The organism is Micromonospora sp. URMC 105 (assembly GCF_051386295.1).
Taxonomy (GTDB): domain Bacteria; phylum Actinomycetota; class Actinomycetes; order Mycobacteriales; family Micromonosporaceae; genus Micromonospora.
The window spans coordinates 1-10,643 of sequence record NZ_JBPQTL010000143.1; the positions used below are offsets into that span (position 1 = coordinate 1).

Genomic DNA, 10,643 nt, shown 5'->3' on the forward strand with positions numbered 1-10,643 from the left:
CCCCCCCCCCCCCCCCCCCCCCCCCCCCCCCCCCCCCCCCCAAAACGGGGATCGGGCGGGGGCGGAGGCGGGCGCGGCGGGCGCGTCCCGGCCGGCGCGGTCAGGCGGGGCGGGTGCCGCCGAAGACGGCGAAGCGCCACGCCTTGTAGAAGCAGTCGACGTCGACCAGCCCGGCCTCGGCGAGCCAGCGGCACTGGGCGTCCACCGGCGCCGGCCGGTCGTGCCGCATCCGCTCCCGGGCGGCGGCCAGCTCCGCGGCGTCGGAACCGAGCGCGGTGGCCTGGGCGACCCAGACCTCGTCGTAGCGGCGGTCCAGGGCGGGGGTCGGGCCGGCCACCTGCTCGGCGTTGACGAACACCCCGCCGGGCGTCAGCGCCTCGGCGGCGCGCCGGTAGAGGACCCGCTTGCCGTCGTCGTCGAGGTGGTGGACGGCCAGCGCGGAGACCACCGCGTCGTACCGGCCGGCGGGGAGCGGGCCGGTGAGATCGGCGACCACCGTCCGGTGCGGCACGCCCCGGGCGGCCAGCGCGTCGGCGGCGACCGCGAGCATCCGCGGGGCGCCGTCGAGCAGGGTCACCCGGACCCCCGGCAGCGCCGCGGTGAGCAGCAGGGAGAACAGCCCGGTGCCCGCACCCAGGTCCAGCACCTCGGGGGTACGCCCCGCGGCCAGCGCGGCCCGCAGCGGCACGGCGGCCACCTCGACCGCGGTGCCGTAGAAGTCGTCGAAGCGTGGCACCAGGCGCCGCCGGGCCTGGTCGTAGCTGCCCGCCACCGCGTCGAACGCCGCCGCCACGCTCATCGTCGTCTCCCATACTTCAGGACGGTTGTCCCATATCATAGACCTCCCCGACCGGCCGGCTGCCCCCGTGCGGTGTGAGCCGCTCTTGACAGGACCGAAACAGACGGGACCCGGACCGGAAACCGCCCCCCGGCACGCTTCACTGGCATGACAGACCGTGCACGCTCCGCGACCGGGTCGGGGGGCGACCCCCGGCAGGCGGAGACGCACTGCCCGTACTGCGCCCTGCAGTGCGGAATGGTCCTGCGCCAGACCGGCGAGCGGGTGGAGGTGCTTCCCCGCCAGTTCCCCACCAACCGGGGCGGGCTGTGCCAGAAGGGCTGGACCGCCGCCGAGCTGCTGGACCACCCCGACCGGCTGACCACCCCGCTGGTGCGCGACCCGGCCGACGGTGAGCTGCGCCCGGCGACCTGGGCGGCGGCGCTCGATCGGATCGCCGCGGGCATCCGTACCGTCCAGGCCGGACACGGCCGCGACGCGGTCGCGGTCTTCGGCGGCGGCGGGCTCACCAACGAGAAGGCGTACGCGCTGGGCAAGTTCGCCCGGGTGGCGCTACGCACCCGGCACATCGACTACAACGGCCGGTGGTGCATGTCCTCGGCCGCCGCGGCCGGGATCCGCGCCTTCGGCGTGGACCGGGGCCTGCCCTTCCCGCTGGCCGACCTCGCCCGGGCGGAGACGCTGCTGCTGGTCGGCGCCAACCCGGCGGAGACCATGCCGCCGCTGATGCGTCACCTGGCCGACCAGCGCGAGCGCGGCGGGCGCCTGATCGTCGTCGACCCCCGGGTCACCGCCACCGCCCGGCAGGCCGACCTGCACCTGCAACCGCTGCCCGGCACCGACCTCGCGGTGGCCAACGCGCTGCTGCACGTCGCGCTCACCGAGGGCTTCGTCGACCGGGACTACGTGGCCGCCCGGACCACCGGCTTCGACGAGGTACGCCGCACCGTGGCCGGCTACTGGCCGGCGGAGGTGGAACGGCTCTCCGGGGTCCCGGTGGCCGACCTGGAGGCGACCGCCCGTGCGCTCGGCACCGCCGGCAGCGCGATCATCCTCACCGCCCGGGGCGCGGAACAGCACGCCAAGGGCGTCGACACCGTCAGCGCCTTCGTCAACCTGGCCCTCGCCCTCGGCCTGCCCGGCCGCTCCGGCTCCGGGTACGGCTGCCTGACCGGCCAGGGCAACGGGCAGGGCGGCCGGGAGCACGGGCAGAAGGCCGACCAGCTCCCCGGGTACCGGAAGATCGACGATCCGGCGGCCCGGGAACACGTGGCGGGCGTCTGGGGCGTCGACCCGGACGACCTGCCCGGGCCGGGCGTGCCGGCGTACCGGCTGCTGGAGTCGTTGGGCACCCCCGGTGGTCCCCGGGCGATGCTGGTCTTCGGCTCGAATCCGGTGGTCTCCGCGCCCCGGGCCGCCCGGATCGAATCGCGGCTGCGCGGGCTGGACCTGCTGGTGGTGGCCGACTTCCTGCTCTCCGAGACGGCCGCCCTCGCCGACGTGGTGCTGCCGGTGGCCCAGTGGGCCGAGGAGGACGGCACGATGACCAACCTGGAGGGCCGGGTGCTGCGCCGCCGCGCGCTGCGCGAGCCGCCGGCCGGGGTCCGGACCGACCTGGCGGTCCTCGCCGAGCTGGCCGCCCGCCTGGACGCCCCGGCGTCCTTCCCGACCGACCCGGCGCAGGTCTTCACCGAGCTGCGCCGGGCCTCGGCCGGCGGTGTCGCGGACTACGCCGGGGTGAGCTGGGAGCGGATCGAGGCCGACGAGGGCGTCTTCTGGCCCTGCCCCGACCCGGACGGGCCGGACACGCCCCGGCTCTTCGCCGACTCCTTCCCCACCCCGGACGGCCGCGCCCGGTTCCAGCCGGTGCACCACCGGCCCGCCGCCGAGCAGGTCTGCGCCGACTACCCGCTGCACTTCACCACCGGCCGGGTGCTCGCCCAGTACCAGTCCGGCGCCCAGACCCGCCGGGTCGCCGCGCTGCACCGGGCCGCTCCCCACGGCTTCGTGGAGCTGCACCCCGACCTCGCCGCCCGGCTCGGGGTGGCCGAGGGCGACGAGGTGCGGGTCGCCTCCCGCCGGGGTGAACTGCGCGCGCCGGCCCGGCTCAGCCCGGCCATCCGGCCGGACACCGTCTTCGCGCCGTTCCACTGGGGCGGCGCGGCCCGGGCCAACTCCGTGACCAACGACGCGACGGACCCGGTCTCCGGAATGCCCGAATTCAAGATCTGCGCCGTACGGGTGGAGAAGGTATGAACGTCGTCATCGTGGGATACGGCATGGCCGGTTCCCGGCTCGCCGCCGAACTGCACGCCCGGGACGGGGACCTCAAGGTCGTCGTCCTCGGGGCGGAGCCGCACCGGGCGTACAACCGGATCATGCTCTCCACCCTGCTGGCGGGGAAGGTCGCCGAGCCGGACGTGGAGCTGGCCGAGATCGCCGGGCAGGGCGTCGACGTGCGGACCGGGGTGCAGGTCGCCGCGCTGGACACCGACGCCCGGGTGGTCCGCACCGACGACGGTGACCGGATCGGCTACGACCACCTGGTGCTCGCCACCGGCAGCCGGGCGCTGGTGCCGCCGCTGCCCGGCCTGGACCCGGCCGACCTGCCGGAACGGGTGGTGCCGTTCCGCACCCTGGACGACTGCCGGCGGATCCTGGCCGCCGCCGAGGGCGCCCGCAGCGCCCTGGTGCTCGGCGGCGGGCTGCTCGGCCTGGAGGCGGCGCGCGGGCTGGCCGCCCGGGGGCTCGACGTCGGGGTGGTGCACCCGCTGCCGTACCTGATGGAACGCCAACTCGACCCGGCCGGCGCGGCCGTGCTGGCCGGTACCCTCGCCGACCTCGGGGTGAGCACCCACCTGGCCGTCGCGGCCACCGGCGTGGCGGCGGACGCCGACGGGGTACGCCTCGACCTGGCCGACGGCCGGTCGCTCACCGCCGACCTGCTGGTGATCTCCTGCGGGGTACGCCCCGACACCGCGCTGGCCGCCGCGGCCGGGCTGGCCGTGGACCGGGGCGTGGTGGTCGACGACCGGCTGCGCACCAGCGATCCCGCGATCTCGGCGATCGGTGACTGCGCCCAGCACGACGGCACGCTGACCGGGCTGGTCGCACCGGCCTGGGCGCAGGCCCGGGTGCTGGCCCAGGTGCTCACCGGCGAGGACCCGGCCGCTCGATACCGGCCCCGGCCGGTGGTGACCCGGCTGAAGGCGGCCGGCATCGACCTCGCCGCGATGGGCGACCCCGGCGGCGGGCCGGGCGAGGAGCTGACCTTCGCCGACCCGGCCCGGGGCACGTACGCCCGGCTCCGCATCCACGAGGAGCGGCTGACCGCCGCCATCCTGCTCGGCGACAACCCGTCGGTCGGCACGGTGGTGCAGCTCTTCGACCGGGGCGCGCCGGTGCCGGCCGACCGGCGGGCGCTGCTGCTGGGCCGCGCGCTCGGCGGGACCGGGGCCGCGCCCGCGGAGTCCCCGGCGCTGATGCCGGACGCGGCCACCGTCTGCCAGTGCAACGACGTGCGCAAGGGCGCGCTGGTCGCCTGCTGGCGGGCCGGGGCCCGGACGGTGGACGAGGTGGTGGCGACCACCCGGGCCGCCACCGGCTGCGGCGGCTGCCGGGACGCGGTCGCCGGCATCGTCGGCTGGCTCTGCGAGGCGGACTCGGTGGGGGCGGCTGCCCGATGACCGGACGTGAAGCGATGGACGGACCTGACGCGACGGACCGCGAGGAGGTGACGCGATGACCGGCGGACGATTGGTCGTCGTCGGCAACGGCATGGTCGGACAACGGTTCGTCGAGGCGCTGCGCGCCCGCGACCACGACCGGCGGTGGCGGGTGACGGTACTCGCCGAGGAGCACCGGCCGGCGTACGACCGGGTGCGGCTCTCGGCGTTCTTCGACGGGGTGGGTGCCGACGAGCTGAACCTGCACACCCCCGACGACGGGGTCGAGCTCCGCCTCGGTGAGGCGGTCACCGGCGTCGACCGGGAGCGGCGGGTGGTGACCACCGCGGCCGGCGAGCACCCGTACGACGCGCTGGTGCTGGCCACCGGGTCCTACGCGTTCGTGCCGCCGGTCGACGGCACGGCGCTGCCCGGGGTCTTCGTCTACCGCACCCTGGACGACCTGGAGGCGATCCGGGCGCACGCCCGGGGCCGGCGTACCGGCGCGGTGATCGGTGGCGGCCTGCTCGGCCTGGAGGCGGCCAACGCCCTGCGGCTGCTCGGCCTGGCCACCCACGTGGTGGAGTTCGCGCCCCGGCTGATGCCGGTGCAGGTCGACGAGGCCGGTGGCGCGATGCTGCGCCGCTACGTCGAGGAGCTGGGGGTCACCACCCACCTCGGGGTGGCCACCACCGCGCTGCGCCCCGGCCCGGACGGCGTCGTCGCCGCGCTGGCGCTCTCCGACGGCAGCACGGTCGACGCGGAGCTGGTCGTGGTGGCCGCCGGCATCCGCCCCCGCGACGAGCTGGCCCGGGCCGCCGGGCTGCCGCTCGGCCCGCGCGGTGGGGTGCTGGTCGACGCGACCTGCCGCAGCGCGGACGAGCGGATCTGGGCGGTGGGCGAGTGCGCGGCGGTCGACGGCACCTGCCACGGGCTGGTCGCCCCCGGGTACGCAATGGCCGAGGTGGTCGCCGACCGGCTGCTCGGCGGGTCGGCGACCTTCCCCGGGGCGGACACCGCCACCAAGCTCAAGCTGCTCGGCGTGGACGTGGCCTCGTTCGGCGACGCGCACGGCACCACGCCGGGCTGCCTGGACGTGACCTTCACCGACCCGGTCACCCGTTCGTACGCGAAGCTGGTCCTCTCCGACGACGCGCGGACGCTGCTCGGCGGCGTGCTGGTCGGGGACGCGAGCGCCTACCCCACGCTGCGGGCCAGCGTGGGCGGCCCGTTGCCCGCCGCCCCGCTGGCGCTGCTGGCGCCGGCCGGCGGGGCGGGCGCCGGTGCCGCGGCGCTGCCCGGCGCGGCGCAGGTCTGCTCCTGCAACGCGGTGACCCGCGACGACATCGACGCCGCGATCGCCGGCGGCGCGACGGACGTGCCGGCGCTGAAGGCGTGCACCCGGGCCGGCACCAGCTGCGGGTCCTGCGTGCCGATGCTGAAGCAGCTGCTCGACGCGGCCGGGGTGAAGCAGTCCACCGCGCTCTGCGAGCACTTCGACGCCGGCCGGCAGGAGCTGTTCGACATCGTCCGGGTCCGGGGCATCCGCACCTTCTCCGCGCTCATCGCCGAGCACGGGCGGGGGCGCGGCTGTGACATCTGCAAGCCGGTGGTGGCCTCGATCCTGGCCTCGCTGGGCACCGGGCACGTGCTCGACGGCGAGCAGGCCTCGTTGCAGGACACCAACGACCACTTCCTGGCCAACCTGCAACGCGACGGCAGCTACTCGGTGGTGCCCCGGATCCCCGGCGGCGAGATCACCCCGGAGAAGCTGATCGTGATCGGCGAGGTGGCGCGCGACTTCCGGCTCTACACGAAGATCACGGGTGGGCAGCGGATCGACCTGTTCGGCGCGCGGGTGGAGCAGCTACCGCAGATCTGGCGCCGGCTGGTCGACGCCGGCTTCGAGTCCGGCCACGCGTACGGCAAGGCGCTGCGGACGGTGAAGTCCTGCGTCGGCGAGACGTGGTGCCGGTACGGGGTGCAGGACTCGGTCGGCCTGGCCATCGCGCTGGAACTGCGGTACCGGGGCCTGCGCGCCCCGCACAAGATCAAGTCAGCGGTCTCCGGCTGCGCCCGGGAGTGCGCCGAGGCCCGCAGCAAGGACTTCGGCATCATCGCCACCGACACCGGCTGGAACCTCTACCTGGGCGGCAACGGCGGCTTCCGGCCCCGGCACGCCGACCTCTTCGCCACTGATCTATCCACAGAAGCACTGATTCAACTGATCGACAGATTCTTGATGTATTACGTCCGCACCGCCGACCGGCTGCAACGCACCGCCGCCTGGATCGAGGCGATGGAGGGCGGCCTCGACCACCTGCGCTCGGTGATCGTGGACGACTCGCTCGGGCTCTGCGCCGAGCTGGACGCGGCGATGGCCCGGCACGTGGCGTCCTACTCGGACGAGTGGCGCGACGTCCTGGAGGACCCGGATCGGCTGCGCCGGTTCACCTCCTTCGTCAACGCACCGGACGTGCCCGACCCGTCCATCAGCTTCGCCGTGGAGCGCGGCCAGCCGGTGCCGCCGCGCGGCGGCCCACCGGCCGGCGGCGACCGTCGCCGCCAGCCCGTCGCACTGGGAATTCCGGAGGTACGGCGATGACCGACACCATGACCCTGAGCTGGACCACCGTCTGCCGGCTGGACCGGCTGGAGCCCGACCGGGGCGTCGCCGCGCTGGTCGACGGCGTGCAGGTGGCCCTCTTCTCGACCGGTGGCGAACTCTTCGCGATCGACAACCTCGACCCGGTCGGCGGCGCGTACGTGATGTCCCGGGGCATCGTGGGCAGCCGCGGCGGGGTGCCGACCCTCGCCTCTCCGCTGCACAAACAGGTCTACGACCTGCGTACCGGGCACTGCCTGGACCTGCCCGGTGTGGCGCTGCCCGTGCACGGGGTCCGCTGCCGGGACGGGCTGGTCGAGGTGCGGCTGCGACAGGTGCAGTGATGCGGGAGGAACTGGCCGGCTTCACCATCGGGGTCACCGCCGACCGGCGGCGCGACGAGCTCGCCGCGCTGCTGCAACGGCGCGGCGCGCGGGTGGTGCTCGCCCCGGCCCTGCGGATCGTGCCGCTGGCCGACGACAGCGACCTGCGCGAGGCCACCCGCCTCTGCCTGGACCGGCCGCCGGACATCCTGATGGCGAACACCGGCATCGGGATGCGCGGCTGGCTGGAGGCGGCCGAGGGCTGGGGGCTCGCCGAGCCGCTGCGGTCGGTGCTCTCCCAGTCGTACGTGGTGGCCCGGGGGCCAAAGGCGCGCGGCGCGATCCGGGCCGCCGGGCTGCACGACCAGTGGTCGCCGGAGTCGGAGAGCTGCGACGAGGTGATCGACCACCTGCGCGCCCGCGGGGTGGCCGGTCAGGTCATCGCCATGCAGCTGCACGGCGACCGGCAGCCGGAGTGCACCGAGGCGCTGGAGGCGGCCGGCGCCACCGTCATCGAGGTGCCGGTCTACCGCTGGGCGCCGCCCACCGACCCGGCCCCCCTGCACCGGCTCATCGACCTGGTCGCCGGACGGCTCGTCGACGCCGTCACGTTCACCTCCGCACCGGCGGCCGAGGCGCTGCTGCGGGCGGCCGGCGACCGGGCGGACACGGTGCTGGAAGCGTTGCGCTCGGACGTGCTGGCCAGCTGCGTCGGCCCGGTCACCGCGGAGCCGCTGGTCCGCCGGGGGGTGCCGGTCAGCGCGCCCACCCGGGCCCGGCTCGGCGCCCTGGTCCGGCAGATCGTCGACGAGCTGCCCCGCCGTACGGTGACCGTCAAGGCGGCCGGGCACCTGCTGACCCTGCGCGGGCACGCGGCCGTGATCGACGGCGAGCTGCGGCCGCTCGCCCCCGCCCCGATGGCGGTGCTGCGGGCGCTGGCCGCGTCACCCGGCCGGGTGCTGTCGCGCACCTCGCTGCTGCGGACCCTGCCCCGGGGCGCGGACGAGCACGCGGTGGAGATGGCGGTGGCCCGGCTGCGGGTCGGGCTGCAGGCCCCCCGCGTGGTGCAGACCGTCGTCAAGCGGGGTTACCGCCTCCGGGTCGACTGACCCGGAGGCGGTTCAGCCCACCGGCGCGTAGCCCCGGCCGTGCTCTGTCTCCAGCCGCAGCATGGCGTGCTCGACCACGGTCACCAGCACCTGCTTCACCGACTCCCGCTTGCGGGCGTCGCACATCACCAGCGGCACGTCCGGCGAGATGGCCAGCGCCTCGCGGACCTCCTCCGGCTCGTACTGCGGCGCGTCGTCGAAGCGGTTCAGCGCCACCACGTACGGCAGGTTCCGGTTCTCGAAGTAGTCCAGCGGCGCGAAGGCGTCCGTGATCCGGCGGGTGTCCACCAGGACGGCGGCACCCACCGCCCCCCGGATGATCTCGTCCCACATGAACCAGAAGCGGGTCTGTCCCGGAGTGCCGAAGAGGTACAGGATCAGGTCCTGCGCCATGGTGATCCGGCCGAAGTCCATGGCGACCGTGGTGGTCTCCTTGCCGGGCACCTTCGACGGGTCGTCGATACCCACGCCGGCCGCCGTCATCAGCGCCTCCGTGGTCAGCGGCGTGATCTCGGAGATGGCGCCGACCATTGTCGTCTTGCCCACGCCGAAGCCGCCCGCGACCACGATCTTCGCGGAGATGATCTCCCGGCTGCGGCGCGCCCCGGCGGGGTCATAGTTCGCGAAGTCCACTTAGCACCCTTCCCAGCAGGTTCATCCGCTCCTCGTAGCCCTCGGCCGGAGCGGCAGTGTGTAGCGTCAGCAGGCCGTCGGCCACCAGATCGGCGACCAGCACCCGGGCGACGCCCAGCGGCATCCGGGTGTACGCGGCGATCTCCGCCAGCGACTGTGCCCGGCCCTCGCAGACCGTGGCGATGCGGTACTTGTCGTGCCCGGCGAAGCGGGCCTCGGCACACTGGGTGGGCGTGGCCGAGAGCACCGCCTCCAGGGCGATGTCCCGGCTCGGCTCGGTACGGCCCCGGGTGACCGCGTACGGGCGCACCAACGCCCCGCGTGGGTCCCGCCGTGGTTCCATCCGCCATCACCTCCTCCCGCCCGGAGCCCACCGGCACCGGATCGCCTGTCCTGGCCGGGCGCGAGCGCGCCCGGCGTCGTACGTCACGCCTACGAGCGCACCGCGTCGCGGGGCAGCGGCACCAGCGCGGCGCCCACCCGCTCGACGAGCAGCGCCATCTCGTAGCCGACCTGCCCGACGTCGCAGCTGCGCGCCGCGAGCACCGCCATCGACGACCCGTCGCTGATCGACATCAGGAACAGGTAACCGCTGTCCATCTCGATCACCGTCTGGAGCACGCCGCCCGCGCTGAACATCCGGGCGGCCCCCTCGGTCAGGCTCACCACGCCGGAGGTGATGGCGGCGAGCTGGTCCGCGCGGTCCCCCGGCAGGTCCCGCGAGGAAGCGAGCAGCAGCCCGTCCGCGGACACCGCCACCACGTGGGCGATGCCCGCCACGCTGTCGGCGAAGTTGGTGAGCAGCCAACCCATGTCCTGCATGGCAGCTGGCCTGTTCATCGGCGCGTCTCCTTGGTCGAGGTGCTGTTCTGGTCCGTACCGGCCGAGCGGCCGCGCTGCACCCCGCGGTGATAGGCGGAGAGCAGGCCGCGGACCTCGTCGGGGGTACGGCGGCTGCGGTCCCGCCCGCCCTTCGGCTCGATGCCGCCGGGGACGAGCTGGGCCTGGGGCACCCGCTTCGGCAGGCCGGAGCGGGTGGTGCCGCCGGTGGCCGGCTCGGCGGCCCGGGTGGCCCGGGTCCAGCCGTCGTCGGCCGCCGTCCGCCAGGCGTCCGGCTCCGCCGGTGGCGGGGCGGCGGGCTCCTGAGGCGGGGCGGTGGGGGTGGCCGGCGGCGCGGACGGCACCGCCGGCGGGGCGTACGACGGGGGTGGCGGCGGGACCGGCGGCTGCCCGGCGGCCGAGGGCACGGACGGGGTGCCGGCGGCGTTCGGGGAGCCGGGCACCCGGGTCGGCAGCGGCGGCCGACCGGCCTTTCCGACGACGTCGGCGGGCGGCTGGTCGAAGTTGGGCCGGGTGAAGATCGCGGTGGCGTCGTCGCCGTGGGACCGGAACCAGACCGCCTCCATCTCGCGGAATATCGGCGAGTCGGCCGGCCGGTCCGGGCGGGCCACCACCGGCGCGGCCGGTACCGGGGCGGGCGGCGGTGGCGCGGCCGGCGGGGTGTACGGC

9 protein-coding genes and 1 pseudogene are annotated in these 10,643 nt (G+C 75.6%); 5 read left to right on the top strand and 5 right to left on the bottom strand.

What is annotated here, in order from left to right; genetic code table 11:
• Positions 1-100: 100 nt before the first annotated feature.
• Positions 101-799: a class I SAM-dependent methyltransferase gene (locus tag ACSNN7_RS27380; protein ID WP_436683914.1), complete on the bottom strand. Its 699-nt coding sequence runs from the start codon at positions 797-799 to the stop codon at positions 101-103.
• 147 nt (positions 800-946) lie between these two features.
• On the opposite strand from ACSNN7_RS27380, the gene ACSNN7_RS27385 reads away from it, so the two are divergent.
• From ACSNN7_RS27385 to ACSNN7_RS27405, 5 genes are read left to right on the top strand one after another with little or no spacing between them, the layout of a single operon-like run.
• A complete protein-coding gene (locus ACSNN7_RS27385; protein WP_436683915.1) occupies positions 947-3,055 on the top strand; it encodes a molybdopterin oxidoreductase family protein in 2,109 nt (702 codons plus the stop codon).
• Positions 3,052-4,485 carry an FAD-dependent oxidoreductase gene (locus tag ACSNN7_RS27390; protein ID WP_436683916.1) on the top strand — a complete coding sequence of 478 codons (1,434 nt, stop codon included), beginning with the start codon at positions 3,052-3,054 and terminating at the stop codon, positions 4,483-4,485. Before ACSNN7_RS27385 ends, ACSNN7_RS27390 begins: the two co-directional genes overlap by 4 nt.
• Positions 4,486-4,540: 55 nt before the next feature.
• On the top strand, positions 4,541-7,069 hold the full coding sequence (gene nirB, locus ACSNN7_RS27395; protein ID WP_436683917.1) for a nitrite reductase large subunit NirB: 2,529 nt from the start codon (positions 4,541-4,543) through the stop codon (positions 7,067-7,069).
• Complete coding sequence (gene nirD, locus ACSNN7_RS27400; protein WP_436683918.1) at positions 7,066-7,413, top strand: nitrite reductase small subunit NirD; 348 nt, start codon at positions 7,066-7,068, stop codon at positions 7,411-7,413. The genes nirB and nirD overlap by 4 nt, the downstream gene beginning before the upstream one ends.
• Entirely contained in the window at positions 7,413-8,501 is a 1,089-nt protein-coding gene (locus ACSNN7_RS27405) for a uroporphyrinogen-III synthase (RefSeq protein WP_436683919.1), read from the top strand. Before nirD ends, ACSNN7_RS27405 begins: the two co-directional genes overlap by 1 nt.
• Positions 8,502-8,513: 12 nt before the next feature.
• Here the strand turns inward: ACSNN7_RS27405 and ACSNN7_RS27410 are convergent, their stop codons facing one another.
• The 4 genes and pseudogenes from ACSNN7_RS27410 to ACSNN7_RS27425 all read right to left on the bottom strand — a co-directional run.
• Positions 8,514-9,134, bottom strand: coding sequence for a GTP-binding protein (locus tag ACSNN7_RS27410; protein WP_436683920.1), 621 nt, complete (start codon positions 9,132-9,134; stop codon positions 8,514-8,516).
• A complete protein-coding gene (locus ACSNN7_RS27415) occupies positions 9,115-9,477 on the bottom strand; it encodes a DUF742 domain-containing protein (RefSeq protein WP_334449402.1) in 363 nt (120 codons plus the stop codon). Before ACSNN7_RS27415 ends, ACSNN7_RS27410 begins: the two co-directional genes overlap by 20 nt.
• A gap of 89 nt (positions 9,478-9,566) precedes the next feature.
• Complete coding sequence (locus ACSNN7_RS27420; protein WP_007465177.1) at positions 9,567-9,974, bottom strand: roadblock/LC7 domain-containing protein; 408 nt, start codon at positions 9,972-9,974, stop codon at positions 9,567-9,569.
• Positions 9,971-10,643, bottom strand: a pseudogene (locus tag ACSNN7_RS27425) (ATPase); the annotation flags it as partial. The pseudogene ACSNN7_RS27425 and the gene ACSNN7_RS27420, both read right to left, overlap by 4 nt.